22 protein-coding genes, 1 tRNA gene and 1 pseudogene are annotated in these 24,624 nt (G+C 60.0%); 11 read left to right on the forward strand and 13 right to left on the reverse strand.

The window, feature by feature from the left end; translation table 11 throughout:
- Positions 1-48: 48 nt before the first annotated feature.
- On the reverse strand, positions 49-1,059 hold the full coding sequence (locus tag NAP1_RS07540; protein ID WP_007164667.1) for a DNA topoisomerase IB: 1,011 nt from the start codon (positions 1,057-1,059) through the stop codon (positions 49-51).
- A 119-nt stretch (positions 1,060-1,178) separates the two neighbouring features.
- Between NAP1_RS07540 and yghU the strand changes: the two genes are divergently transcribed.
- The 3 genes and pseudogenes from yghU to NAP1_RS07560 all read left to right on the forward strand — a co-directional run bounded on the left by yghU (position 1,179) and on the right by NAP1_RS07560 (position 3,649).
- Complete coding sequence (gene yghU, locus NAP1_RS07545; RefSeq protein WP_007164668.1) at positions 1,179-2,045, forward strand: glutathione-dependent disulfide-bond oxidoreductase; 867 nt, start codon at positions 1,179-1,181, stop codon at positions 2,043-2,045.
- Between the two features lie 149 nt (positions 2,046-2,194).
- Positions 2,195-3,520, forward strand: a pseudogene (locus NAP1_RS16650) (MFS transporter).
- Positions 3,521-3,574: 54 nt separating this feature from the next.
- Positions 3,575-3,649, forward strand: a tRNA-Gln gene (locus NAP1_RS07560).
- A 27-nt stretch (positions 3,650-3,676) separates the two neighbouring features.
- Here the strand turns inward: NAP1_RS07560 and NAP1_RS16300 are convergent.
- The 7 genes from NAP1_RS16300 to NAP1_RS07590 all read right to left on the reverse strand — a co-directional run bounded on the left by NAP1_RS16300 (position 3,677) and on the right by NAP1_RS07590 (position 13,001).
- Positions 3,677-3,886 carry a DUF5522 domain-containing protein gene (locus NAP1_RS16300; RefSeq protein WP_007164671.1) on the reverse strand — a complete coding sequence of 70 codons (210 nt, stop codon included), beginning with the start codon at positions 3,884-3,886 and terminating at the stop codon, positions 3,677-3,679.
- 3 nt (positions 3,887-3,889) lie between these two features.
- Positions 3,890-4,849, reverse strand: coding sequence for an NAD(P)/FAD-dependent oxidoreductase (locus NAP1_RS07565; RefSeq protein ID WP_007164672.1), 960 nt, complete (start codon positions 4,847-4,849; stop codon positions 3,890-3,892).
- A gap of 46 nt (positions 4,850-4,895) precedes the next feature.
- Positions 4,896-5,882: an L-histidine N(alpha)-methyltransferase gene (gene egtD, locus NAP1_RS07570; protein ID WP_007164673.1), complete on the reverse strand. Its 987-nt coding sequence runs from the start codon at positions 5,880-5,882 to the stop codon at positions 4,896-4,898.
- Positions 5,883-5,887: 5 nt separating this feature from the next.
- Positions 5,888-7,156, reverse strand: coding sequence for an ergothioneine biosynthesis protein EgtB (gene egtB / locus NAP1_RS07575; RefSeq protein ID WP_007164674.1), 1,269 nt, complete (start codon positions 7,154-7,156; stop codon positions 5,888-5,890).
- A gap of 102 nt (positions 7,157-7,258) precedes the next feature.
- Positions 7,259-8,416 carry a diguanylate cyclase domain-containing protein gene (locus NAP1_RS15890; RefSeq protein ID WP_083776270.1) on the reverse strand — a complete coding sequence of 386 codons (1,158 nt, stop codon included), beginning with the start codon at positions 8,414-8,416 and terminating at the stop codon, positions 7,259-7,261.
- 69 nt (positions 8,417-8,485) lie between these two features.
- Positions 8,486-9,862: a class II 3-deoxy-7-phosphoheptulonate synthase gene (locus tag NAP1_RS07585; protein WP_007164676.1), complete on the reverse strand. Its 1,377-nt coding sequence runs from the start codon at positions 9,860-9,862 to the stop codon at positions 8,486-8,488.
- Positions 9,863-9,998: 136 nt separating this feature from the next.
- Positions 9,999-13,001, reverse strand: a complete 3,003-nt coding sequence (locus NAP1_RS07590; protein ID WP_007164677.1) for a pitrilysin family protein — start codon at positions 12,999-13,001, stop codon at positions 9,999-10,001.
- A gap of 96 nt (positions 13,002-13,097) precedes the next feature.
- Here NAP1_RS07590 and NAP1_RS07595 point away from each other — a divergent pair, with 96 nt between their 5' ends.
- The 7 genes from NAP1_RS07595 to NAP1_RS07625 all read left to right on the forward strand — a co-directional run bounded on the left by NAP1_RS07595 (position 13,098) and on the right by NAP1_RS07625 (position 17,596).
- Positions 13,098-13,679 carry a NifU family protein gene (locus NAP1_RS07595; protein ID WP_007164678.1) on the forward strand — a complete coding sequence of 194 codons (582 nt, stop codon included), beginning with the start codon at positions 13,098-13,100 and terminating at the stop codon, positions 13,677-13,679.
- Positions 13,680-13,702: 23 nt separating this feature from the next.
- A complete protein-coding gene (locus NAP1_RS07600; protein ID WP_007164679.1) occupies positions 13,703-14,311 on the forward strand; it encodes a malonic semialdehyde reductase in 609 nt (202 codons plus the stop codon).
- A 53-nt stretch (positions 14,312-14,364) separates the two neighbouring features.
- Positions 14,365-14,994 carry a tRNA (adenosine(37)-N6)-threonylcarbamoyltransferase complex dimerization subunit type 1 TsaB gene (tsaB, locus tag NAP1_RS07605; RefSeq protein ID WP_007164680.1) on the forward strand — a complete coding sequence of 210 codons (630 nt, stop codon included), beginning with the start codon at positions 14,365-14,367 and terminating at the stop codon, positions 14,992-14,994.
- Between the two features lie 29 nt (positions 14,995-15,023).
- Positions 15,024-15,473, forward strand: a complete 450-nt coding sequence (locus NAP1_RS07610; RefSeq protein ID WP_007164681.1) for a GNAT family N-acetyltransferase — start codon at positions 15,024-15,026, stop codon at positions 15,471-15,473.
- A 139-nt stretch (positions 15,474-15,612) separates the two neighbouring features.
- Entirely contained in the window at positions 15,613-16,050 is a 438-nt protein-coding gene (locus NAP1_RS07615; RefSeq protein ID WP_040464829.1) for a MucR family transcriptional regulator, read from the forward strand.
- A 189-nt stretch (positions 16,051-16,239) separates the two neighbouring features.
- Positions 16,240-16,662, forward strand: a complete 423-nt coding sequence (locus NAP1_RS07620; RefSeq protein WP_007164683.1) for a Fur family transcriptional regulator — start codon at positions 16,240-16,242, stop codon at positions 16,660-16,662.
- Between the two features lie 10 nt (positions 16,663-16,672).
- A complete protein-coding gene (locus NAP1_RS07625; RefSeq protein WP_007164684.1) occupies positions 16,673-17,596 on the forward strand; it encodes a 1-acyl-sn-glycerol-3-phosphate acyltransferase in 924 nt (307 codons plus the stop codon).
- 6 nt (positions 17,597-17,602) lie between these two features.
- Here the strand turns inward: NAP1_RS07625 and NAP1_RS07630 are convergent, their stop codons facing one another.
- The 5 genes from NAP1_RS07630 to NAP1_RS07650 form a co-directional block, all read right to left on the reverse strand.
- On the reverse strand, positions 17,603-18,487 hold the full coding sequence (locus NAP1_RS07630; protein WP_083776271.1) for a LysR substrate-binding domain-containing protein: 885 nt from the start codon (positions 18,485-18,487) through the stop codon (positions 17,603-17,605).
- 95 nt (positions 18,488-18,582) lie between these two features.
- Positions 18,583-19,518: a hemolysin family protein gene (locus NAP1_RS07635; RefSeq protein ID WP_040464346.1), complete on the reverse strand. Its 936-nt coding sequence runs from the start codon at positions 19,516-19,518 to the stop codon at positions 18,583-18,585.
- A 25-nt stretch (positions 19,519-19,543) separates the two neighbouring features.
- Positions 19,544-20,029 (reverse strand): rRNA maturation RNase YbeY, encoded by a 486-nt coding sequence (gene ybeY / locus NAP1_RS07640; protein ID WP_007164687.1) that lies wholly within the window; start codon positions 20,027-20,029, stop codon positions 19,544-19,546.
- Positions 20,030-20,315: 286 nt separating this feature from the next.
- The gene (locus NAP1_RS07645; RefSeq protein ID WP_162013475.1) at positions 20,316-22,793 is read right to left on the reverse strand and encodes a hypothetical protein; all 2,478 of its coding nucleotides are present in this window, start codon (positions 22,791-22,793) and stop codon (positions 20,316-20,318) included.
- Positions 22,794-23,027: 234 nt separating this feature from the next.
- Complete coding sequence (locus NAP1_RS07650) at positions 23,028-23,498, reverse strand: Lrp/AsnC family transcriptional regulator (protein ID WP_007164689.1); 471 nt, start codon at positions 23,496-23,498, stop codon at positions 23,028-23,030.
- 121 nt (positions 23,499-23,619) lie between these two features.
- Between NAP1_RS07650 and NAP1_RS07655 the strand changes: the two genes are divergently transcribed.
- Entirely contained in the window at positions 23,620-24,609 is a 990-nt protein-coding gene (locus NAP1_RS07655) for a PD40 domain-containing protein (RefSeq protein ID WP_007164690.1), read from the forward strand.
- Positions 24,610-24,624 lie beyond the last annotated feature (15 nt).

The following is a 24,624-nucleotide window of genomic DNA, read 5'->3' on the forward strand; positions in this document are numbered from 1 at the left end:
GCTCCCGCTGCAATTGCTGTGTGCTCTAGCCGCTATCGCCAACAGACTCTAGGCAGTTAGCAGTTCAGCGGCCTGCGGGCTTTGTTCGAGGAGCTCCAAGAGGCCGCGCTCATGGCCTGTCAGGTACTTTGTAGCTCGCGGGATTGAGAGGGTCGCCTGCCACTCCTCCCATCCGCGCTCTCTTGAAAGAATGTCGATCACCACAGGGTGGATATAGCTGTTGCGCGCAACCGCCGGAGTGTTGCCGAGCTTGTCGGATACCTCCTCAAGGATTGTGGTGATGGTCGGACGCTCTGTTGCTTCAGCAATCTTCGCAAACGCAAGCACACTCGCGTGCCATGTGCGGAAGTTCTTGGCCGAGAATTCCTCGCCCATCACGGAACGCAGATAGTCGTTCACATCGCTGCTGCCGAGCGCGTGACGATCTCCGTCTTCATCGTAATACTGGAAGAGATGAGGTCCGGGAACATCGCGCGCATCTTCCACCGCGCGTGCCAGCGCTTCGTCTTCGAGCAGAACACGCCGATCCTTGCCGCCCTTACCGGTATAGCAAAGCTCGACCCTGCTGCCGGTAATCGTCGCATGCTCGTCGCGCAAAGTGGAGGCGCCGAAGGACTGGTTGGTTTTCTTGTAGACCTCGTTGCCGATCCGCACGAAGCCCATGTCGAGCAGCCGTACGATTGCCGCCAGCACTCTCTCGCGCGTAGCGACATCGCCTTCGATCTCGCTTGCGACCCGCTTTCTGATCAGGGGCAGGCGTTTGCCGAATTCCTCGCAGCGGTCGAACTTGTCGCCTTCGCGCATCAGCCTGAAATGCGGGTGGTAGCGATATTGCTTGCGCCCTGCATCGTCATAGCCGGTGGCTAGGATATGCCCGTTGCTCTCCGGGCAGAACCACGCATCGCGATAGGCAGGAGGCAGAGCGATCGCGTTCAAGCGTTTGCGCTCACCCCGGTCGCGGATCAGATCGCCTGCGGGAGAATAGTAAGCGAAGCCGCGCCCTGCGCCCTTGCGCGTGATGCCCGGCAGGGCGTCATCGACATAGATAAGCTTCTCCATGCCAAAGGAAATGCGCCGCAAGCACGCTTGGTTCCACCTTGCGGTGACTGCGCTAAGCCTCCAATTGATCCGCCAGAGGAACGCATCGCAATTTTCTTCCTTGAGAAAAGGAGTACGACATGGCCGATCCCACTTACACCCCGCCCGAAGTCTGGACTTATGACAGCGAAAGCGGCGGCAAGTTTGCAAACATCAACCGCCCCACAGCAGGCGCGCGCGAAGAAGCAGCGCTGCCGCGCGGCGACAATCCCTTCCAGCTCTACTCGCTTGCAACGCCCAACGGCGTGAAGGCGACAATCATGCTCGAGGAACTGATCGAAAAGGGGCACGCGGGCGCTGAGTATGACGCCTACACCGTCAATATCGGCGAAGGCGTCCAGTTCACCAGCGGCTTTGTCGAGATCAATCCGAACTCGAAAATCCCTGCGATGGTCGATGCGAGCGGCGAAGACGATATTCGCGTGTTCGAATCCGGCGCGATCTTGGTCTACCTCGCCGAGAAGTTCGGCGAGTTTCTGCCGACCGATCCCGCTGCGCGCGCTGAAGTGCTTTCGTGGCTGTTTTGGCAGGTAGGGACCGGGCCATTCATCGGTGGCGGCTTCGGCCATTTCTATGCTTATGCGCCTGAAAAATACGAATATCCGATCAACCGCTACGCAATGGAAACGAAGCGTATTTTCGATGTCGCCGACCAGCAGCTTGGCAAGACGCGCTTCCTTGCGGGCGACGAATACACCATCGCCGATATCGCGAACTTCCCTTGGCTGGCTCCTTTCGTGGCAGGCACGATCTACAACGAAGCCAAGACTTTCCTCTCGATCGATGACTACAAGAACGTCGGCCGCTGGGCCCGAGAGATTGCTCAGCGTCCAGGCGTTCAGCGCGGTCGCCTCGTGAACAAGGTCTGGGGCGACGAAGACCAGCAATTGGCCGAGCGCCACTCGCCCGCGGACTTCAAAGGGAAGAACCTCGACTTCACCTTCTGACCGGCACGCATCGAAACTCGTCGAACAACTGCACAAATGGGCTGGAAGTCACTGCGCTTCCGGCCCATTGTCTCATGCGTGAGTGAGAGAATGTTTTGAGCGCACAGGCGCATGAACGAATCCGCCTGAGCGAGAAGCTCGGCTACGGCGTGGGCGATCTGCCCTCTGGCCTCTATCTCAATTTCTTCGGCGCCTATCTGCTCTATTTCTTCGTCGACCTTGGCGGGATTGCTCCTGCTGCGATGGCATTGATGCTCCTCCTGTCGCGTGTTTTCGATGCGGTCACCGATCCGGTCATGGGCGTCATCGCCGACCGGACGCGCACGCGGTGGGGACGATACCGTCCTTACCTCTTGTTCGGAGCCCTGCCCTTTGGCCTAACCGGCTTTGCGATCTTCGCCGCACCGGAGATGTCGACCGGATGGCTGCTGGTGTGGGCCTACGTGACCTATGGATTGACCATGCTGGCTTTCACGGCAGTCAACGTTCCGTATTCGGGGCTGCTGGGAGTGATCTCACCATCGGCCAAGCAGCGCGCCAACGTCACGGCTTATCGGATGTTCTTCTCGGGCCTTGCCGGGATCGTGGTGGGCGTGCTTGCCACGACCTTGATCCGCGAGCTGGGCGGCGATGACGAGCGCACGGGGATCATGCTGACGATGGGCGTCTTCGCCGCAGTCTCCGTCGTAATCTACGTCGTAACTTTCGCTACGACGAAGGAGCGGATACCCGCCGTCCCGACGAACACGGCGATCAGGCGCGACCTTGCGACGCTGTTCAGGACGGGCGCATGGATCTGCGTCGTCATCGCGGCAGTCTTCGGAGTGCTCTCGATCGCGAGCCGTGCATCAACGGCTCGCTTCTTCTTCAAGTACGTGGCGGGTGACGACTGAACGCCCGTCTTCCTGTTCCTCGACCGCTTCGGTCTGTTCCTCACCGCACTTGCCGTGGGTCAGGTCAGCGGCGTCATCCTTGGATTTTTGCTCCAGCGAAGGTTTGAAAAGTCGCATCTGATCCTCGCCGGAGGAGCGATGAAGGTGATTGGAATTACCGCTTTTGCGATGATGCCACTTGATGCGATCTGGCCCCAGACGCTCGCCCAGTACTTCGTCGGCCTGGGCTTTGGCTTTTTGATGGTTTTGTCCTTCTCGATGTTCACCGATATTGCCGAATATATCGACTGGAAATCGGGGCAGCAGATGACCGGGCTGACTGTTTCAGCGTCGATTTTCGGAGTGAAAGTTGGCACAGGCCTCGGCGCGTTTGCCCCCGGCATTGCCCTCGAACTGACGGGCTTTGTGCCCCAGGGCGAACAAAGCGCAGAGGCGCTTGCGGGTATCAATTTTGCCTTTGCAATCCTGCCAGCGCTCGCGCTCTTGCCTGCGGGCGTGGCGATGCTTTTCTACAAACTCAGCCACTCCTTAATGGACGAGGTTGAGCGCGATTTGGCCGTGCGGCGCCAGCGGTCGCAATAACCTTCCAAAAGCCCTTCACATTTGTGTCCGGGGCGCTATATCCGCGCCTCCTGCTGGGGTGTAGCCAAGTGGTAAGGCAGCGGTTTTTGGTACCGCCATTCGCAGGTTCGATCCCTGCCACCCCAGCCAGGCCTTCCTAAAATCGCTGTGTTGGGCTCACTGCCATTCAGGCGGCACGTTTTCGTGTCCGTAGGGACAGTGGCGGCAGGCAGAACCGCAGCATTCGCCGCGCTCCAGATGAGCAAGCCTCGTAAAGACGACGTAGCCGGTTTCTGGGTCGATATACTTGCGCTTGCCTTGAGCGCAGGCGGCTTCATGCAGGGCGTACCATGCCGGCTTCGATCCTGTTTCAGGAGCCTCAGCCATTCTCTATTCCGCTAGCACTTGATCGGCCAACCCACGACCTGATATCCATGCTCCCTCGACCCGCGGAGAATGCAGATAGTCGCCAGCAATCCCGATGCTGCGATCACGATCGTATCGTGCAGCTTCACCGTCGACGGGCTTTGGCATGGCATAAAGCCATCGATGAGCGGCGAGGTGGATCGGCGCAACGCATGGAGTGCCGGTCTGATCGAAGAAATCGTCCAGCAAAATCGGTCCGACCTCCTCCTTTGGAAGATCGACAAGTTCGCGGCTGCGCTTGGGCGAGGCGTGCAGGACCCAGGTCTCACGCCCGGCGCGATCGGGCTTCGCACTATTTCGCGCTGCCCACGAGATTGATGCGCTTTCATCCCGGATACTGTCGGCTGTGACGTCCAGCTTCTGTGAAAAGGCGGCCATGACCGCCCAGCAGGGCTCGGATTGAACGCTCGCCGCAACCTTTGCAAAGTCCGGCACTGTGACTGCGAGAATGTCAGCCGCCTGTTCGGCAGGGACGGCGACGAGGACGGTGTCGGCAGTGAAGCTTTCGTCGCCTGCATCGACATGCCATTCTTCGCCCAAGCGTGTGAGCGTCTCCGCTCTCGTGCTCCAGCGAACGTCGAGCGGATGAGCGAGCGCGCGGATCGGACCATTCATTCCGGGAACGCCTACGAAAGCCGGGTCGCTCGATCCCGCACCGTCCCAGCGTGCAACCACGCCGAGCCGCTCCCATTCCTTTACAACTTCGACAAAGCGCGCATCGCGAGCGGTGAAGTATTGCGCGCCGTGATCGAAGGAAACGACGTTACCAGCAATTTCTGCGCGGCGCGCGGCCATCCGGCCACCTGGCCCCCTGCCCTTGTCAAGGACAGTGACTTTGCGGCCAGCCTCGGACAGCGCCTTTGCGCAGGCCAGGCCAGCCATTCCCGCGCCGATAATCAGAATATCGCAATGCTGTGTGCTCATGCGCCCCTAACGCCCGAAAGCGTCGGCGGTTTCAAGCGTTAAACGACTAAGGCGCGGATCGGGGTGCTCTGGCCTCAGCCAGCAGCAGAGAGAAGCGCCCTTGATCGTCCAGCCAGCGCTTGGTTGGCTCCCACCCTCCAGCAAGAAGCAGCATGTTCGAGGTGCGACGATTGAACTTGTGGCTGTTCTCGGTGTGGATGCTCTCACCCTCGGCCATGGCAAAGCTCTTGCCATCGACTTCGAAGGTAATGTCGTGGGTCGCGACAAGGTGCATTTCGACACGAGCGAAATCGTCGTTCCACCGCGCCTCGTGCTTGAGAGCTTCTAGGGGAATTGTCCCGCCAAGCTCGCGATTTATTCGGGTCACGAGGTTCAGATTGAAGGCCGCAGTCACACCGGCTGCATCGTCGTAGGCCGAAACCAGAACGTCCTCGTCTTTGATCTGATCCATCCCGATAAGCAGCTGTGCACCCACGCCCAATGTCTCTCGCATTGAACGAAGCAGATCGACCGCGGTGCGGGCGACCATGTTGCCTATTGTCGAACCAGGGAAAAAACCAAGCTTGGGGAGGTCTGCAACTGCGTCAGGTAACTCCACCTGCCGCATGAAGTCAGCTTCAACAGGGTAGACGGGAAGGCCCGGAAATTTCTCCGCCAGATCAGCAGCGCTCGCCCGAAGGAAATCGCCTGAAATATCAAGCGGCACGTAAGCCGACGGCTCGATCGCGGACAAAAGTAGCGGTGTCTTGACCGACGAGCCAGATCCAAACTCCACCACTGTAGAGCCGGGCCGGATCAGCTTTGCGAACTCGGCCCCCCGATCTCTCAAAATCTCCGTTTCCGCCCGGGTCGGATAATACTCTGGCAGCTGAGTGATTTTCTCGAACAGCTTCGAGCCCGCGTCGTCGTAGAACCAGCGCGCCGGAACTGCTTTTGGCTCCTGCGAGAGCCCTGCGAGCACATCAGCCCTGAAAGCATTGTCGACCCCCGCTTCATCGAGGTCGACGAGCTTGAGCCCTTGGCTTGTGGTCATGGGAACTAGATGTCCTTTGCCAGCCTTAGTCCAGTGAACTGCCAGCGTTGGTGGGGGTAGAAAAAGTTGCGGTAGGATGCGCGCGAATGACCGCGAACAGTGGCGCAGCTCGCGCCTTTCAGAACGCACTGACCGCTCATGAATTTGCCATTGTATTCGCCGACCGCGCCCGATGCGGGTTTGAAGCGCGGATAGGGAAGATAGGCCGATTGAGTGAATTGCCAGCAATCACCGAACAGCTCGCTCCCGCCCGATGGCAAAGGTGCTTCAGCTCGATCAAGCTGGTTGCCCGCTGTCGCATCGTGCGCCTGTGGCGAACCTTGCTGGTCTTGTCCGCGGGCGATGGCCTCCCACTCGAACTCGGTCGGCAATCTTGCGCCAGCCCATGTCGCAAATGCATCGGCCTCATAATAGGAGATGTGCGTAACCGGAGCGTCCGGATCGCGGCCTTGCCACCCGGTGTGCGTGAACTGCTCGGCTCCGCGCCAATATAGCGGTGCGGTGATCCCGTTCTCTCTCACCCATGCGAGGCCATCTGATAGCCACAGCGAGGCATCCTTGTAGCCACCGTCGGAGATAAACTGCGACCACTCGCGATTGGTGACCAGACGGTCTGCAACAGCGAACGGTTCAAGTAGCACTCGGTGACGCGGCCCCTCATTGTCGAAAGCGAAAGCGTCGCCGTCGTGACCGATAAGAGCGACCCCGCCGGGGTGTTCATGCCACCCCAAGTCCTCGCTGGATGGAGATCGCTCACGATCCGTATCCCACATTGCTGGGCCGAGTGGGTTCTGAAACAGAGCGTGCTTTATGTCGGTCAGCAGCAATTCGATATGCTGTTGTTCGTGCGCGATACCCAGCGCGATCAAATCAACAAGCTCCTCACGATCAAATAGAGGCTCCATTGCCGCACCGACCGCAGCGCGCCAGTCGAGAATCTCTTGCACGCTGGGACGCGACAGCATTCCCCGAGCCGCACGCGCAATCCGGGCACCTTCGGCTTCATAATAGGAGTTGAAAAGGAACGGCCATTCTTCGTTGTGCAGCCTGTATCCTCGCACATGCTCTCGCAGGAGGAACGTCTCCCAGAACCAAGTCGTGTGCGCCAGATGCCATTTTGCAGGCGAGGCATCGGGCATTGACTGGATGCTCGCGTCAGCATCGCTGAGCGGCTGCGCGAGCGCTTCCATAAGTGAGCGCGTGCGCGCAAAAGCCTCCGCGATACCGCCATGCGTATCGTTTGAGGTCGCTTCCTGATGCCGGCCTTGAGCCAACGTTCCTCTCCCTCTCGGGTCCGTCCGCGCACCTCCATGGCGCATAGCGAAGCCAAAGAAAAGCGTTGAGTGACTGGTTTCGCGACACTTTTAGGCGTCGTATCAGGCTGACACTCTCGGCGATACTTCGACTTTGATAGTCTCAGGATGGTTCACGCAATTCATGGCATCATCAGCGCGAGCAATTAGGGAAAGCGCGCTATCGCCGGGCTGAAGACCGGCGACGCCTATGCTGAAATGCACGCCGTCACACCGATATTCGCTCTCTATCGCCCGGCGCAGGGCATTTGCGTGAACTCTTGCCGCATTCTCTGATATCTCCGGAAGAAGCCAAACGAACTGCTCTTCGCCCAGCCTTCCGACAAGTTCATCGGATCGCGAGCGCCATCGAGAAATGCGGGCGACTTGGGCAGCCATTTCAGACGTCGAGATTGAGCGCTGGGCTTCCTCTGATGCAGGCCGAATTCTGACGTCGAACATCACCATTGTGAGGGAATGCTTCCCCGCTCGTGCGCTTACCACCAGTCGGTCCAAAGTGCGCATGATCGCGCCCCGATCACGGCTGTCGGCACAAGTTTCAGGCGTCCTTAGGCCGTTGATCGCTTTCGATGACGAGATTTGCGGATTCGCGCCTGCGACCGGCTTGCTGCTCTTGCCCTCTTTCACCACCGCCACAACGCGCTGCACGGTTCCATCGGCACCGCGAAGATTGCAGGCCTGGATAAGCAAAGTACGTTCAACGCCGTCGAACCCGTAAATATCCAGCGTCAAATTGTACGGTTCGACCTCTTCGCCCTTAGCTCTAATCTGACCGACCAGATCCGCGCCATTCGCGAACAACAAAGTCTCTGCATCGCCCGGTGTGAATTCAGCATCCGCACTGATGCCAAAAAGGCGCTTGAGACCGTCAGACCAGTGCTGCACACCAGCCGCATAGTCATATTCCCAAACGCCGATCCCGGCGATGCATTCCGCCATCCTCATCGTGCGAAGCAATTCGCGCATCGTCTCGGATCGGGACCGAGCCTCGCGGGCGACAAAGCGCATCTCGCGCCGGTTCACCATCGTGCTCGAAAGAGCGACCAACGCGATGATGGTCAGTGTGAGACATGCGATCAAAAGCGAAGTGGTATCCGTCGATCCCACATATGCATGCAGCCAGTCCGTAGCGCGCGCATCGGGTTTAGACGCGCCAATGGTCGGTGCAATTCCCAGTTCGCTACCGGGCAAGAAAGGTGAGGCGGCCAGCATCGTAGGCATGGCCTCTAAGCAAAGACTTGCGAAGTTCAGGAAACGCAGCCCCTCGTGCGGCTACGTACTGAATTGCGGTCAGGCTGCGTCTGCTGTGCGCTGCGTATTCGCTTCCTCGTTGAGCATCTCCGCGAGGGTGAATGCGAGCTCGAGCGACTGCTCCGCATTAAGACGCGGGTCGCAGTGGGTGTGGTACCGATCGCCCAGCGCATCGTCGGTTATAGCAACAGCGCCGCCGACGCACTCGGTCACGTCCTGCCCCGTCATCTCGACATGGATGCCGCCCGGATGGGTGCCCTCAGCACGGTGAACGGCGAAGAAGCCCTTCACCTCAGAAAGGATGCGGTCGAATGGACGGGTCTTGTAGCCGCTCTCCGACTTGATCACATTGCCGTGCATCGGGTCGCACGACCACACGACGGGGTGCCCTTCACGCTTCACGGCACGAACGAGCTTGGGCAGGCCGTCTTCCACCCTGTCGTGGCCATAGCGGCTGATGAGCGTGATGCGTCCGGCTTCGCGGGCCGGGTTCAATTGGTCGAGCAGCTTCAGAAGCGCATCAGGTTCAAGGCTCGGACCGCACTTCATTCCAAGCGGGTTGCCGATACCGCGAGCAAATTCGATGTGCGCGCTGCCTTCAAAGCGCGTGCGGTCGCCGATCCACAGCATGTGTGCGGACGTTGCGTACCAATCGCCGGTGAGCGAATCCTGACGGGTCAGCGCCTGCTCGTAAGGCAGCAGCAGGCCTTCGTGACTGGTGTAAAAGCTGGTGCCCTGAAGTTGCGGGACCGTGGCGGGGTCGACGCCGCAGGCTTCCATGAAGTCGAGCGCTTCGCCGATGCGATCTGCGGTCTCGGAGAACTTTTCAGCCCAGGGCGTGCGTCCCATGAAATCGAGCGTCCATTGGTGCACTTGGCGCAGGTTCGCGTAACCGCCGCCCGCAAAGGCGCGCAGCAGGTTGAGCGTTGCAGCGGCCTGCGAGTAGGCGCGAACCATGCGGCCCGGATCATTACGACGCTGCACGGGGTCGAACTCGATCCCGTTGATGTTGTCGCCGAAATAGCTCGGCAGCGTGAGGTCGCCCTTGGTTTCAGTCGACGAGGAGCGGGGCTTGGCGAACTGGCCGGCCATGCGGCCGACTTTCACGACAGGGCGCTTGCTCGCGAAGGTCATGACGACCGCCATCTGCAGTATCACGCGGAACGTGTCGCGGATGTTGTTCGGGTGGAACTCGGCAAAGCTCTCAGCGCAATCGCCGCCTTGGAGCAGAAAGGCATGGCCGTTGGCGACATCTGCAAGGTCAGCCTTCAGAGCACGTGCTTCACCGGCAAAGACGAGCGGCGGATAGGCAGCGAGCGTCGCCTCGGCCTCGGCCAGTTCGGCGGCGTCTTCGTAATGCGGCAGATGCCGCGCTTCGTGCTCTTTCCAGCTTTCAGGCTTCCAGTTCTGGGCCACGGATATTCTCGATTCTTCTCTAACGTCTGCGGGCGCGCGGACTAGGCGCGCTGGTTCTATATGTAAAGCCGTGAAGCTGTTTGCGACAACTTTGTTTCACGGCATCAGTGATCGGATAGGCCGATCATTGCAATTTCTACCTGCCAAAAGTCTGCACCGCGCGTACTGCCGGAGCCGCGGTGTCGACCGGTCCCTGAACTGGCGCCGGACCTTCGGCAAGCTCTTGACCCTCGGGGATGACGGCCAGTTTGAGCGGGGCGCCATTGGCGAAATAGCGATCGGCGAGGAACTGCATGATCTGCGGCGTCGTCTGAGAATAATCGCTCAGCAGCGAGCGCAGCAGCTCAACACGGCTGGGATCACGGCTCGCGCCTTCGAGGTTGTAGAGCCAGAACTGGTTGCCGGTCGATGCACGGCGGATGCGCTGGCTGAGCGGTTCGGTCACGCGGTTGATTTCGTCTGCGCTCGGTGGGCTGGCGGCAAGGTCGCTTGCGATCCGATCGGCCTCTGCAAAGAACACAGGCACGAAGTCCGGCTCAAGCTGAGCGAGCGCCACGATCCGACCGCCGCCCGAAATGTCGGTCGGCCAGTCTGAGAAGACCTGCGGAGAATAGCTCGCGCCAGCCTGTTCGCGCAGAGCGTCGAGCATGCGGTTGTTAAAGACCTGGATCAGGATTTCGAGTTGGCGTGCCTCGCGAATGCTCGCCATCCCGCCGCCGCTCGGCCAAGCGACCACGGCTGCGGCCTGGTTATCATCACCGCGGTGTGTGAGCACTCTCGGAGCGTTCGAAGCATCTGGGAACCCGGGGACGCGCGCTGCAACTTCGGGAGCGATGGGCGCACGCTCCGGCAATGCGCCGAAGGTGACACGCAGCTTTTCGATGATCGCATCACGGTCGAACTCTCCGAAGACCAGCACTTCAATCTGCCCTTGCTGAAGCAGCGGCTCCCAAACCTCGCGGAAACCTTCGGGTGTGACCTGCTCAAGCATCTCCGGCGTCGGCGTTGCGAAGCGCGGATCGCTGTCGGTCGAGATGTATTCGAGGTCGCGATTCAGCACCGCCCCGGGACTGGTCGAATAGGTGTTGTAGGCAAGCTCTGCTGCCGCCTTGGCACGGATCACCGGATCGGCATCCCAGCGTGGCATGCCGAGTTTTGCCGCAAACAGATACAGCTGATCGGCCACATCGTCCGAGCGGGTCTGCGCCGTGAAAGTGAAGACCGCATCGTCGATACCAAAGTCGAAGCCGAGCTTGCGGCCAGTGGCCAGCCTGTCGATCTCGTTCTGGCCGAGCTCTCCAAGGCCCGACCCGACCAGAGCCATCTGACCGATTGGCGCATAAACCGCGCTGTCCTGATCGAATGCGCGGTAGCCAGCACCGAAGCGGACCTTGACGGTCACGCGGCCCGGCTCTGCGTCATTGGACCAAAGAAGCGCGCGCACGCCGTTGTCGAAATTGACTTGCTCGACTTCCAGAATGCCAAGCGGACCAATTTCAGTGACCGCCCCCGGTTCACCAATCGGCGGGAGTTCATCGAAGGAGATGCTCTCGGCGGCAAGCCGCGCACCTGAATCGACAAGCGCCTCGCTTGCGAGCGCCAGCTGGAGCGCACTCTCATCGGCCTCACCGATGGCAGGCGTCACATAGACCGAGCGCACGACGTTTCCGCTGAACAGGCCGCGCGTGCGCTCCTGAATCTCTTCCGGGTTCATCCGTGCGCGCATTCCGCGAAACACGTCGAGCACGACTTGCGGGCTCGCCACCGTTTCACGGATGTCGACCGCGTTGACGAGATTGTCGGCAAGGTCACGCCCAGCCTGAACCGGGGCCTGTTCGACCGAATTCACGAAAGCAACGTCGAACTCCGCCGCCTCGCGGTCGATCTCTTCCTGCGTCGGCGGGTTTTCGATTGCGTCGGCGATGACCCCGCGCACGTCAGCGAGAGCGGCCCGCCAGTCTTCGGTCAGCGGACGGAAGCTCACAAAGGTCGCATCGCTCGAACGCGAGACGTAATCCTGCTGCACCTGCGCAAAGAGGTATGAGCCCCCTGCCCGCGCCCGAGTCTCCAACCGACGATTGATTATCGACTGCGCAAGCGCGTCCAGCAGTCGGCCTTCGTTGTACACGATGGTGTCATCAACTTTGCGCCAAGGACGCATGATCGCATAGGTGAACGTGCGCGCAAGATCTGCTTCGATGGCTGCGCTGACTTCGCCAATCGGGAGGTCTGTCCCGGCTGTTACCGGAGCGCCTTCTGGTGGAAGCGGGTCGCCGAAATCGGGGGCAATGCCGGGATTGCCCGTTCCTTCCCAGTCTCCGAACCATTTTTCCACGAGGCCAGCGAGTACCAAAGGATCGGCATCACCTGCGACGACGATCACTGTCTTCTCAGGGCGATACCAGCGGTCATAGAACGCCTGCACCGCATCACCGCGAGCGGCTTCGAGCGTTTCGACGGTGCCGATCGGGTTGCGGGTCGCGAGTCTTTGTCCTGCGAAGAATGTGCGGCGGGTGATGTCGCCCACACGCTCAGCCGCGCCGCCACGCTCACGCTTTTCGGCAAGCACGATGGGCAGCTCGGCGCCAACGTTAGCGTCGTTCAGGACCGGCTCCCGGATCATGCCGGAAAGAAGTTTGAAGCTCTCGTCCAGCTTGGCGCGGTTTATGTCTGGAATGTCGAGTTTGTAAGCCGTGTGCGTCGGGCTCGTTTCCGCGTTGGCGTCAGCACCAAAGGTTGCGCCGAGGCGTTGCCAAGCGGCGATGGCTTCGGCCTGTCCCAGATACTTGCTCTCACGGAAGAGCAGGTGTTCGAGAAGGTGAGCAAAGCCCTGTTCGCTGTCGGTCTCGTGGAGCGAGCCAGCATCGACGCGCACCCGGATCGCGATCTGGCGCGGCGGCACGCCGTTGCGGCGCACGGCGTAACGCAGGCCGTTGTCCATCACGCCCCAATACCATTCCTCGTCGACGGGAACGTTGCTGCCCTCGTAGAGCCAGGGAACCTCGCCCTCGGGCTGCAGCGCTTGCGGTGCGGGGATTTCCGGCTCGGCAGGCGCTTCTTGGGCAAATGCCGGAGCGACAAGCGTGGCAGGAACAGCGATCAGGGAAAAGGCAGCGAGCGCCCGGACAAACTTCTTCATGGCTACTCTATAGAGAGGCTGCGGGTGAAGGACCAGTGAATGTGACCAAACTATCGCTTGCTTGTAGCGAAGCGCGCCTAAGCCTATTTAAGGCTTATGTTCATCGAAACCGAAACCACGCCGAACCCCTCGAGCCTCAAGTTCCTCCCCGGGCGCGCCGTCATGCCGTCAGGAACGCGCGAGTTTGCCTCCCCCGAAGCCGCCGAAGCAAGCCCGCTTGCCCAGGCGATCTTTGACACGGGCGAGGTCGTCAATGTGTTCTATGGCTGGGACTTCGTGACGGTCACCGCCGCTCCCGGCGTCGATTGGAGCGCACTCAAACCTCAGGTTCACGCGATCCTGCTCGACCATTTCGTGTCGGAAGCTCCGCTGTTCGTCGGCGGCACGGCTGACGGGATCAGCGTCCCCCCGGAAGAGGCAGAGATGGTGGTCGAGGATCGAGAGGAGGATGCCGAGATCATCGCCTCGATCAATGAGCTCCTCGAAACGCGCGTTCGCCCAGCAGTCGCAGGCGATGGCGGCGACATTGCTTATCGCGGATTTTCGGATGGTGTTGTCTACTTGACGCTGCAAGGGGCATGCGCCGGCTGTCCGTCGAGCACGGCCACGCTCAAGCACGGCATCGAAAGTCTTTTGAAACATTATGTGCCCGAGGTTGTTGAAGTGAGAGCAGCTTAATCTCTCAATTTCCAAGGACACTCATGCCTACCCAATATCACGACAACGTTCTGTCTGCCGACGTGCTCGGCCAACTCTTCAACGATGCGCGCACCTATAATGGTTGGCTCGACAAGCCCGTCTCGGACGCGCAGCTGAAGGCTATCTGGGACCTGATGAAGATGGCGCCGACCTCTGCTAACATGCAGCCGGTTCGCATCATCTGGGTGAAGAGCCAGGAAGAAAAGGACCGCCTCGCCGGTCTCGCTTCGGAAGGCAACCGCGACAAGATCAAGGCCGCGCCTGTTACCGCGATCATCGGCTACGACATCGATTTTCACGAGGAATTGCCCTGGCTGTTCCCGCACACCGATGCAAAGAGCTGGTTTGAAGGGGACGAGGAAGGCCGCAAGGAAGGCGCGTTCCGGAATTCCTCGATGCAGGGTGCGTACCTCATACTTGCAGCACGCGCTGTTGGGCTCGATTGCGGCCCTATGTCGGGCTTCGATGCCGACAAGGTCAACGAGGCTTATTTCGGAGACAATCCGCGTCACCGTGTGAATTTCCTGTGCTCGATTGGCTATGGCGATCCCGAAAGCATTTTCGACCGTTCGCCGCGCCCCGACTTCGAGAAGTTCAACTCGATCGTCTGATATTGGCGTGAACGACTTGCAGCGCGGCTCGCCCTGAGGCAGGGCGAAGCCGCATGCAGGATCCCTCGCGCACCCTTGCCATTGAAACCGCCAGTGAGGCGTGTTCGATCGCTCTCTTTGCGGGCGATGAATTGATAGCGCGCGACCACCGTGTGCTTGGCCGCGGCCATGCGGAACGCCTTGTCCCCATGATTGAAGCGATGCCCGACCGTGGCCGCGCGTCACGTATTCTTGTTTCGCTTGGTCCGGGCAGCTTCACTGGTGTCCGGATCGGGATTGCCGCAGCACGGGCGCTCGGTTTTGCCTGGGGCGCTGACGTTCACGGTTATCCGACGCTGGCATTGGTGGCAGCGCGTGCCATGCAGGACGCGCCCGGCCCCGTCACCGTATGCATGAATGGCGGCCATGGCGAATGGTTCATCGCCGACTTTAGCAGGGACTCGAAAGCTGAAGTCCGTTCGCTAACCCCAGAGCAGGCGGCCGAACGCGGGGCGCATCGGACAATTGCGGGCAATCGTGCGCAAGATTTCGCCGCCCTTCTTGAAGGTGATCACGAGGCTGTCGAGCTGCTTCCGGATGCTGGCAACGTGAAGCTCTTGCCGTACAATTGGCTAACGAGCGATCTGACACCGATCTATGGCCGCGCGCCTGACGCCAAGCCTCAAAAGCAGGCCGCAACGTGACGCCCTGCCCTCTAACGATCGATCGCATAATGACGGTCATGGAGGCTGCGTTCGACCCGGCTTACGGAGAAGCTTGGAACCGCCGTCAAGTAAACGACGCTCTCGCCATGCCATCGACTCACGCACTCGTACTCAACGCGAACGGTGAGCCAATTGAAGGCAGCTCGCACAACGGCCGAGATTCTATTCCGGCAGGATTTGTGCTCACGCGTTTCGCGGCTGATGAAGAAGAGTTGCTTCTGATTGCTGTGGCGCCTGAAATGAGAGGGCGCGGCCTCGGCGAAAAACTTATGCAGCACTTTTTCGACATGGCGAAGTCTCGCGGCGTCAACCGAATTTTCCTTGAGATGCGGCGCGGCAACCCTGCCGTCCACCTGTACCGCAAGGTCGGGTTCGAACCCATCGGCCAGCGTCCCAACTATTACCGTCTTTCAAATGGTGAACGCATTGATGCGATTACTTTTGGTCGTTCGCTGTAAAGTATTGTCATTGATCAAATAAACATCGAGTTCCGCTCATAAAAGGGACACTTCGTCACAGCGTGACTTGCAAAGGCTGTCCTCGTGCGCCATGCGCTTGTTATCGGAAAAATCCGAACACAAGAAAAACGAGGAACTCATGCAAGACCTGGACATGGAGATGAAAGAGACGCTCATCACTCTGACCAGCGACATCGTCGCTGCTCACCTGAGTAACAACAACGTCGAAGTCGATGCCGTCCCCGGACTGATCACCAACGTTTACGGTGCTTTGTCCGGCCTTGGCGACGAAAGCGAACCGGAAGAAGAACGGCCGGAGCCTGCCGTATCCATTCGCGCTTCGGTCAAGCCAGATTACATCGTCTGCCTTGAAGACGGCAAGAAGCTGAAGATGCTCAAGCGTTATCTTCGCACCAATTTCGATATGACGCCCGAAGAATATCGGGCGCGCTGGGGACTTCCCTCAGACTATCCGATGGTGGCACCCAACTACGCCGAAAAGCGCCGTGATCTGGCAAAGAAGATCGGCCTTGGCCGCAAGCCGGGTGCCGGCCGCGGTCGCAAGAAGACCAAGTAAATCCGGAGTTCGGAGCGACCTTACGGGTCGCGGTCGCGATGGACCTGGACGCACACATCATGTCCCCCGTTTGAAAGATCAAGCGGGGGACTTCGTTTTTCTGCCAGCTTGAGCAATCCGCCCTCGCCCGGTAAAGCATGCAGTGACCATTAGTCGGCCCCGCCCGACGCCGTGCCAAGGAACACCCGCTTGAGCCAGAAAATCGATCTTGAACAATTGTGCGCGGAGAAGGGTCTGCGCATTACAGAACAGCGCCGCGTGATAGCGAAAGTCCTCTCGGACAGCGACGATCATCCCGACGTGGAATTGCTGCATCAACGCGCCTCCGCAATCGACAGCAAGATTTCAATCGCGACCGTTTACCGCACGGTTCGTCTGTTTGAAGAAGCCGGTATTCTTGATCGCCATGACTTCGGCGATGGCCGCTCGCGCTACGAGCCTGTTCCCGAAGCGCATCACGATCACCTGATCGACGTCGAAACCGGCGCGGTTGTCGAATTTGTCGACCCCGAAGTCGAAGCGCTCCAGCGCCAGATTGCAGAGAAGCTTGGCTATCGCCTCGTCGACCACCGGATGGAGCTCTACGGCGTCCGGCTTTCGCGCGAAGACTGACTTCGCGAACATGACAGACGAAGCGGCCATCACCGGCACCGATGCCCCGACCGAGGACAAGGCCTGGGCCTTGAGGGTCGCGGCTGCGCGCGGCGAGACGACCCCGATTTCGATCATGGGATGGGTGCGCATCATTACCCGCTCGCTCATGCTCCTCGCGCTCATCATCGTGATGGTGCCGCTGCATTTTCTGTTTCGGCTCGTCGCCTACGGCTCGCCGTTCCCCATGTGGTTTCTGCGTTTCGCCGCGCGAATTTCGGGCGCCAAGGTCAAGGTCGAGGGTACGCACCTCAAGCGCGACGTGTTCTACATCGCCAACCACGTCTCGTGGATCGATATCCTCAGTCTGTCGGGCGCGTGTGGCACGGCGTTCGTTGCCAAGGCAGAGCTTGCAAAGGCGCCCCTCGTTGGCTGGCTCGCCGATATGAACCGCACTGTCTATGTGAAGCGTGAGCACCGCATGGGCGTCGCGCAGCAGATCAATGCTCTCAAGGAAGCGCTCGCCGACAACTGGTCTGTCACCGTCTTTCCCGAAGGCACGACGACCGACGGGCAATCGCTCCTGCCCTTCAAGACAAGCATGCTCTCAGTCCTCGAACCGCCCCCGCCCGGCGTTCTGGTGCAGCCAGTGCTGCTCGATTACGGCCCCGTTGCGGAATGGATCGGTTGGATTGGCGAAGAAGGCGGGCTCAACAATGCGAAGCGGGTGCTTGCGCGCAAGGGCACGTTCGACATGCGTATCGTGTTCCTAGAGCCCTTCAGCCCGGCAGACTATGTCGGGCGCAAGGCGATCAGCGTCGAAGCGCGGCGCCGGATCGAGGAAGCTCTGCTTGAGGCGCTGGGAAAGCCGCTGCGTGATTTCGCACATGACGTGCCGCCGGTGCGCTATTCGGCGGTAAAGGACGATCCGGTCCCCGATGAGACCGCCGCTTAGTCGGACTTAAAGGCCTGCGCGCACCAACCAATCGTGGAACAGGCGAACGGGCCGTGTCTCAAGCGCGGTGGGCTTGCACACGAACCAGTAACTGTAAGGGCTCTGAACGTCGGGACCGTTGAGGTTGGTCAGGCGGCTGTCCGCTGCGCGCCGGAGGTGGTCGTCATGCATGATCGCAATCCCCAAACCCTGCGCTGCTGCCTCAAGCATCAACGCGCCTGAGTCGTAATGATCGATCGCGGCGGGCTCGACCTCTTCAAGATCGTTGGCCTTCCTCCAGGCAACGAAGCTCTCAGGCAATTCGTTGTGGATGAGGAAGGTCTGCTTTTCCATGTTCGACTGAGTGACGTTGTCGCCCATCGCAGCGGCGAGCTCGTTCGAGCAAATCGCGTGGACGAGATTGTGATCCAGCCGCACCGCGTGAAGGCCGCTCGCAGGCCCTCGTGAGAGGATGATTGCTGCGTCGAGCGTATCGCCCACCCTGTCCTCGAGGTGCGGCGCAGTGTCGATGTCGATATGCAGCAGCGGATGCCGCTTGCGCAATTCGCCGAGCCGCGGGAACAGACGCTGGCTTCCGAACATCGGCAGCACGCCGAGCCGCAGACGAAGGACGGAGATGTTGTCCGATTGGCTCTCAACCGCGCGGGTGAGCGATTCCAAGTGCGGGTTCACCGCTTCGTAGAAGGCTTGACCCTCATCGGTCAGCTGCATCGACTGGCGCGCCCTTGTGAAGAGCTTCTTGCCGACGAACTCCTCGAGGTTCGTGATCCGGCGCGAAAGGGCTGACGGGCTCAGGCCAATCTCTTCCGCTGCCGCGCGCGCCGATCCCAGACGCACCGTGCGCATGAAGGCTTCGAGAGCTCGCAAGGGGGGCAGGCGGCGTGATGGCATATCGAGTGGCTCCTGTTTTCAGGTAGATACGTTTCAATGCCGTATTGGATGCAGAAAATCGAAGCCTGAGTGCGAAAATCGCCCTGTGCGTGCGATTATTGCACCTCTTGCAAGTCGCCTTCGGGTTGAGGTGCATGGAGGCGCAGGCGCTTGACGTGGGTTTCATCGCCCGCCGTCACCTCGATCTTCCAGCCGCTCGAATGGTCGAGCATCGTTCCCACCGGCGGGACCTGTTCAGCCAGCACGAAGGCAAGACCGCCCAGCGTATCCACTGCCTCAGACACCTCTGCAAGGCGCGGGTCGACCAGTTCGGCAACGTCCTCAAGCTCCGCGCGGGCGTCGCAGTCCCACATTCCTTCGCCGATCGGCACGATCAGCGCCTCGGGCGTTTCGTCGTGCTCGTCCTCGATCTCGCCGACGATTTCCTCAACGAGGTCTTCGATCGTGATGAGGCCGTCGGTGCCGCTGAACTCGTCGAGCACAATCGCAAGGTGCACGCGGCGCGCACGCATGTCCGCGAGCACATCCAGAGCGCCGCGAGCCTGCGGCACGTAGAGCGGCTGGCGCATGAGCACCGTCCAGTCGCGTGGGCCTGTCTTGCCCTTGGCGAGGTAGGTGAAGACGTCCTTGATGTGGATCATCCCGATCACATCGTCGAGCGTCTCGCGATAGACCGGCATGCGCGAATGGCCGTGCTGCGAGAATTGCGCAACCAGATCATCCCAGCTGATCGAGGCATCGACCGCGACAATCTCGCCGCGCGGAACGGCTACGTCGTCAGCGTCGTGTTCTGAGAAGTGCAGCAGGTTGCGCAGCATCTGCCGCTCAACCGGCGACAGATCGCCGTTGCCGCTGCCATTCTCGTCGTGCGTTTCGTCGTCGTTCTCGCCTTCGTGCTCGTCGATCTTCTCTTCGAGCTGCGCGCGAAGCGAGCGGTCGCCGTCGCCGCCGCCGACCATCTTCTTGAGGAGGGGCCAAAGCCCGCTGCTACTCTCCGCGTCTCCCGCGGTAGGACTACTGGAATCGGGCATGGCCCTTTGCTGATTACTCCTGGTGTCAGTCAGTGTCGTTATATGGGTCTGCAATCCCCATATTTGCAAGTGCCGAGCGCTCCAGATCCTCCATCACCTGCGCTTCTTCTTCGCAATGCACGTGGTCATGGCCTGCAAGGTGCAGCAATCCGTGGACGATCAGGTGCGCTGCATGATGATCAAGCGGGATGTTCTTCTCCGCCGCTTCACGCGCGCAAGTCTCGTAAGCGAGCGCGATATCGCCCAGCATTGCGGGTGGTCCCTCTTCGCCCAATTCAAGCAGCTCTGCGCGCTCCATCATCGGGAAGCTGAGCACATTGGTAGGCTTGTCCCGCTGACGCCATTCGCGGTTGAGCGTGTGCACCTCACCATCGCTGGTGAACAGGATACTGACCGAGAGGCGATCGCTGGCAAGCGCTGGTTCGACACCTGCGGCGGCGTCTGCAGCCCGCTGTGTGAGCGCCTCCCACTCGCCCTCTGGCCAGTCTTCGAGGTCGATTTCAAGCTCCACACGAAACCTCGCAATTCCAGTGACTTATCCGAGAAGTGGACCGCATGTTACACGGTCCAGGCGCAAAAACGGTGCGCTGTACGCGCTCGACCTTAAGGCCGCATGCGAGGGCAAGAAAATGCGAGATCATTCCCCACGCCCTAGCGCGAAAATGGCCGCGTAGGAAAGCGGTCCGTTTCGCTGCGCGCATCGGCGAAGGGTTTAACGCCAAGCCCCAAACAAGAACGGGCCGCGATCCCCCCGATCGCGGCCCGAAACCTGTTCGAGGCGTAGCGCCTGAGTGTTATCAGGGTACGCTCTGATTGACCGTCGCAACGTTGCTGGTCCCGGTCTGCATGACGCCCGAATAATCCATCATGCCGCCCTGCGTCACAACAGCGCTGTTCAAGGTGCCGTCTTGCGTAATTACGGATTCGTTGAAAGTACCGCCTTGGATCAGCTGCGCAAAGTTGTCGTCACCCGTCTGCGTGATGGTCGAGATGCCATCCGAGGCGTTCTGATCGACATCCGCAATGTTCCGGTTGCTGCCAGCATTTTGCGTGATGGTCGAACGGTTGCGCTCGCCGATCTGGTCAACGAATGCGAGGTCATCATTGCCCGACTGCGTGATGGTCGAGGTGTTGATGTTGCCCACCTGATTGACGATCGAAGCTGGGCTGAAAGCAAGAAACAGCCCACCGCCGTCTTGCGTCACAGTCGAGGTATTCATGTCACCCGTCTGATTGATCGTCGCTTCGCCCAGGCCCGTGTAAACGCCCGACTGGGTCACTGTGACGACGTTATCGTCACCGGTCGAAACCGAGCGAGCAAGCGAGTTGGTCGACGATTGCGTAAACGTCGCTCGGTTGCGGTCACCATCCTGAATGCCGCGTGCTGCGTTGCTGAGGCCGGTCTGCGTGATCGTGCCGGTGTTTCCGGTGCCATCCTGAATGATCTCACCCTGCTGAGAGCTGAAACCTGGGAAGAGACCGGGGTTTGCGACGCTGCCAAATCTGACGTCTCCAACATCGCCGCTCTGGTCGATAGTGCCGGTGTTGTCGGCGCCTTCCTGACGCACCAGCGCTCCAGCAAAGGTGTCGTCACCGAGCAGAGGCGTCGTTGGCACATCCTGCGTGATTGTCGCAGTCTGGTTATCGCCGCCCTGTTCAACGAAAGCGCGGCTGCCCTCGCCCGACTGGGTCACGGTCGAGCGACTGTTGGTCGCATTGGCGAACTGGTCGACATCGGCAAAGTTGTTGAGGTTCGACTGAGTGACGGTCGAAGTGTTGACCGTGCCCAGCTGCGTAACAAGCGCCTCGTTGCCTTCCCCCGACTGAGTAAGGTTCGACAGGTGCTCATCACCATCCTGAATGATTGCTGCGGTCTGTAGCGTACCGCTCTGCGAGGCAAAGCTCTCATTCGTCGGCGAGTTTGCTGGCGGCGCCAAGTTCTCTCCGGTCTGCGTGACTTCGATGGTCGAGTCCGTTGCAGACTGGATCACGCCCGATACGTTGCGCGCGTGCCCACCCCCTTGCACGACATCAGCCGAAGAGCCATCGCCAGACTGGTTGACGAACGAGCTGTTGAAGACACCTGTTTGCGAAACCTCGACAATCGCGCGGTTGGCGATGCTGTCGCTTGATGACTGGACAACGTTCGAGCGGTTGATCTGGCCATTCTGCGAAACAATGATTTCTGCATCGAGGCCAGACTGCGTCACGAGCGAGACGTTGTTGTCATACGCTGTGCCCGAATTTGCATTCGTGGCTGTCCCATCCCACGAGCGTGGTCCAAACGGGTTTGGAGCGCCGCTTTGCGTGACGAAGACCGTCGATGAGCCAGTTTGATCGACTTCGGAATGGTTGTCGTCACTGAGCTGAGTGATGTCGGCCGAACCGCCCGTCTGGACGCCTTGGGAAATGCGCGAGAAGTTGCTGTTGGCGAACTGGCGCACATCAGCGTTCTGGTTTTCGCCGTTCTGGGTGATCTGCGAATCGTTGTCGTTTCCGACCTGGAAGACGCCGATGAGCGCATCGGCGGTTCCGAGCGGAGCGGAGTCAGGGTCGTCGGGATCACCGACCTGTCCATTTATGCCCGTCTGCACAACGCTGGAGGTGTTGCCGTCCCCTTCCTGACGAACGCCGGCGGTATGGAAACGGCCGGTTTGCAGGATCGTCGAGGTGCTCGATCCATCCTGAAAGACCTCGGCCTTCATCGCGGCGTCCTGCTGGGTGATGCTGGAATCGGCAGCGCCGCTGATCTGGAATACCTCTGCGCGCTGGCTGCCCGAGGTGTTACCGCTCTGCGAGATCGTGCTCACTGCATCGGTGGTGAACTCGCCTTGATCGACAAAGGCAACGCCGCGCGTGCCCGTTTGCGTAACGAAAGAACCGGTTGCAGAGCCCTCGCCGAGGCCCGCGCCGCGCTGAATGATTGTCGCGGTGTTGCTGTCGCCGCCTGCTAGGTTGGATTGAGTGACAACCGATTGCATACCATCGCTGGTACCGGTCTGGTTGACATCAGCGATATTGTCGCCGGTCTGGACCACGCGGGAGAAGCCGCCCGCTCCTTCCTGAAGGATGGTCGCTTCATTGGCGATGCCATCGACGCTTACCGCGGTGCCGTCTTGCTCGACCTCGGAGACGTTGGTTGCACCGGTCTGCGTGACATCAGCGTCGTCATCGCTGCCGGTCTGCGTGATGGTGCTGGAATTGTTCTGCGCGAACGCAGCCGTCGACAAAGTGAGCGCCATGCACGAGGCGCCAGCCCACAACAATTTCTTCATTGGATATTCCCCCCAGGGTGGCCAAACGGCCAGACAAACAAGCGCGGCCCAAAGCGCCTTGTCCACCAGCAGGTCTCCGCCCGCTTGGTCGCCGACACACCACATTGCACGATGGTGAGTCGGTGTTAACTAACGGCGTTCTAGCCGTGTTTCTTCAAGAGAGTCAAAGTTTAAGCCCGGATGTGCCTTCCTGATGCACGGTGACGACCATACCGGGAGACGCCGGGAAACTCGTCACAAGGGGACCGTCGTATCGAACTTCACCCGTGAATAAACGACATGGCTGGTGCATCGCTTGACCGCCGGATCTTCGATGATGTTCGCCTGTATCCAGCTCTCGAAACTGGCCATCTCTGGCATGTGTACATGCAGGATGAGGTCGGCGTCGCCAGTCACGCTGTAGCACTGCGATATTTGCGGAGAGGCGCGGTAGAGGCGCTTGAGGCGATCATATTCAGGCCCACGTTCATCGACCAGGCTGACCATGACAATGATGTCGATGCCGAGCTGTCCCGGATTGACCAGCGCCACCTCGCGCTCGATCACCCCGACTTCGCGCAGGCGCTTTAGCCTTCTGCGGTAGCTAGAAACCGAAAGACCTGCCGCATCGGCGATGGTTTGAGGAGAGCGGCGAATATCGCGTTGTATCTCTCTCAAGATACGTCGATCCGCCGCGTCGAGGACAGCTTGAGCTAATTCGGTCATCAAAAGGTTATATATGATCGAATGCAATCATCCTACGCCCTTTTTCGATCACATTAACGTTTAAGCGCCTGATAGAACTCAATGCCGGGATCAGAAGACACAAGCCAAGGATTATGATCCCATGAACTTCCTCACCTCTCTGTTTTCCGGTCTCCTCATATCGCTTGGCCTTGCCGAGCCTGCCGCGCATGCCCCCGCGCCCCTGACCGCTTCGTCAGGTGCTAGCCTCTTTGCACCTGAGGACCTGCAACAAAGTGGGCGCATAACGCTTTCACCCGCCTTCACGCCTGATGGAAATACGATCTACTTCGCGCAGGCTGATTGCGAACGGATCTGGAACTGTCCTCAATTGCTGATGCGATCAACACGCACGCCTTTCGGTTGGAGCCGCCCGCAAGAAGTCACCCTCCCCCAACGCGCCCGCGTCGATTGGCCCAGCGTCTCTCCTGATGGCCGCACGCTTTACTTCTCATGGGCCCCAGAGCGTGAACGGCATGAGGGCGAGAATGTCTATGAAGACTTTGACCTTTTCCGTCTCGACCTGACCGACACCGACGCTGTCCCCCAGGCGATCGACGATCCTGACATCAACCGAATTCGCGGCGGGGCAATTCGCAAGACGCGCTTCGTCAACAACGAAACCGCTCCGGTTCTTACTCTCGATGGCGACCTTTATTTCTGGTCGGAACGCCTCGACGGGGCGGGCCTGCGCGATATCTATGTCGCCAGAAGCAATGGGTCAGGCGGTTTCGAGCGCCCCGAGATCCTGCCAGCGCCGATTAACAATGATGGCGAGAATGATGGTTCCTGGGTTTCTGCAGATGGCCGCCTCATGCTGCTCACCACCACCGCACGCGGCAGCAGCGCTCCTGCAAACCTGCATGTCTCGACACTTGAAAACGGGACATGGAGCACACCGCGTCCGCTGGGCAGAAGCGTGAACACGCGTTTCTCCGAATTCGCGGGGCGGATCACGCCTGATGGCAAAACCCTCGTCTTCACCTCGGACCGCCCCGTCGACGGCGGCGAAGCGGGTCTGCTGCAAGTCTGGAAAATCGCGGTCTCCGAAGTGCCGGAATTGCTCGAAGCGATTGAAAAGGTGAGCGAATAGAGACACAGATCGCTT

It is taken from the genome of Erythrobacter sp. NAP1, assembly GCF_000152865.1.
Lineage (GTDB): Bacteria > Pseudomonadota > Alphaproteobacteria > Sphingomonadales > Sphingomonadaceae > Erythrobacter.

Coding starts and splice junctions, on each gene's coding strand:
- NAP1_RS07655 (WP_007164690.1), top strand. CDS start 23,620: ATGAACTTCCTCACCTCTCTGTTTTCCGGTCTCCTCATATCGCTTGGC.
- NAP1_RS07625 (WP_007164684.1), top strand. CDS start 16,673: ATGACAGACGAAGCGGCCATCACCGGCACCGATGCCCCGACCGAGGAC.
- NAP1_RS07600 (WP_007164679.1), top strand. CDS start 13,703: ATGCCTACCCAATATCACGACAACGTTCTGTCTGCCGACGTGCTCGGC.
- egtD (WP_007164673.1), bottom strand. CDS start 5,882: ATGACCACAAGCCAAGGGCTCAAGCTCGTCGACCTCGATGAAGCGGGG.
- NAP1_RS15890 (WP_083776270.1), bottom strand. CDS start 8,416: ATGCCTACGATGCTGGCCGCCTCACCTTTCTTGCCCGGTAGCGAACTG.
- NAP1_RS07650 (WP_007164689.1), bottom strand. CDS start 23,498: ATGACCGAATTAGCTCAAGCTGTCCTCGACGCGGCGGATCGACGTATC.
- NAP1_RS07540 (WP_007164667.1), bottom strand. CDS start 1,059: ATGGAGAAGCTTATCTATGTCGATGACGCCCTGCCGGGCATCACGCGC.
- NAP1_RS07615 (WP_040464829.1), top strand. CDS start 15,613: ATGCAAGACCTGGACATGGAGATGAAAGAGACGCTCATCACTCTGACC.
- NAP1_RS07635 (WP_040464346.1), bottom strand. CDS start 19,518: ATGCCCGATTCCAGTAGTCCTACCGCGGGAGACGCGGAGAGTAGCAGC.
- yghU (WP_007164668.1), top strand. CDS start 1,179: ATGGCCGATCCCACTTACACCCCGCCCGAAGTCTGGACTTATGACAGC.
- NAP1_RS16300 (WP_007164671.1), bottom strand. CDS start 3,886: ATGGCTGAGGCTCCTGAAACAGGATCGAAGCCGGCATGGTACGCCCTG.
- NAP1_RS07645 (WP_162013475.1), bottom strand. CDS start 22,793: ATGAAGAAATTGTTGTGGGCTGGCGCCTCGTGCATGGCGCTCACTTTG.
- NAP1_RS07595 (WP_007164678.1), top strand. CDS start 13,098: ATGTTCATCGAAACCGAAACCACGCCGAACCCCTCGAGCCTCAAGTTC.
- NAP1_RS07590 (WP_007164677.1), bottom strand. CDS start 13,001: ATGAAGAAGTTTGTCCGGGCGCTCGCTGCCTTTTCCCTGATCGCTGTT.
- NAP1_RS07630 (WP_083776271.1), bottom strand. CDS start 18,487: ATGCCATCACGCCGCCTGCCCCCCTTGCGAGCTCTCGAAGCCTTCATG.
- tsaB (WP_007164680.1), top strand. CDS start 14,365: ATGCAGGATCCCTCGCGCACCCTTGCCATTGAAACCGCCAGTGAGGCG.
- NAP1_RS07610 (WP_007164681.1), top strand. CDS start 15,024: ATGACGGTCATGGAGGCTGCGTTCGACCCGGCTTACGGAGAAGCTTGG.
- NAP1_RS07565 (WP_007164672.1), bottom strand. CDS start 4,849: ATGAGCACACAGCATTGCGATATTCTGATTATCGGCGCGGGAATGGCT.